Origin of the sequence: Beijerinckia sp. L45 (assembly GCF_009765775.1) — a bacterium.
Lineage (GTDB): Bacteria > Pseudomonadota > Alphaproteobacteria > Rhizobiales > Beijerinckiaceae > RH-AL1.
Window position 1 is genome coordinate 17,369 of sequence record NZ_LMUU01000172.1, and the last position, 664, is coordinate 18,032.

The 664-nt window shown below is 67.9% G+C and carries 1 protein-coding gene; it reads left to right on the top strand.

What is annotated here, in order from left to right; all coding sequences use genetic code 11:
- Positions 1-664, top strand: a 664-nt coding sequence (locus GSQ79_RS29060) for a glycine-rich domain-containing protein (protein ID WP_368669955.1), incomplete at both ends; no start/stop codon positions are given.

The following is a 664-nucleotide window of genomic DNA, read 5'->3' on the forward strand; positions in this document are numbered from 1 at the left end:
GCTGCAGTCTGGCGACTATGCCGCGGCGCAGCCCCTCGTCGTCATCGACGATGGTACCAACTTCCGCATCGTCGACCTGGCACCAAGCCAGGTTCTTGCGATTATCGTCGCCAACCTCCCGACTGTCGCGCCCTCGCTCAGCCCGGCGCGCAATCTTCAATCCTTCACGGCGGCCGGAGCCTTCTCGTTCACCGTCCCCGCCAACGTCACGTGGCTGTATGTCACTGTTGTTGGCAGTGGCGGCGGTGCCGGAACCGGCGGCAATGGTTTGACCTTTACCGGCGGCGGTGGTGGGGCTGGCGGAACGACGTCCGGCTGGATCGCGGTGACACCCGGTCAAGTGATCAACGGCGCCGTTGGCGCCGGCGGCGCCGGCTCCGCGACGGATCAATCGGCGGCCACAGCCGGTTCCACGTCATCCTTCGGGACCATGGCGGCCACGGGCGGCGCTGCCGGTACGAACTCGTCGTCCGGACCGGCAGGCGGCTTTGGCGGGGCCGGAAGTGGCGGTCAAATTAACGAATTTGGCGGCAACGGCGGGGACGGGTCCTCCTTAAACACGGTCCCCGGCGGTGCTGGCGGAACCTCAAGCCAAGGCGGTGGTGGCCGCACCTCCACGCTCGGGTCGAACACCAGCACGGCCGCGAACGGACGCGCCCCTGGA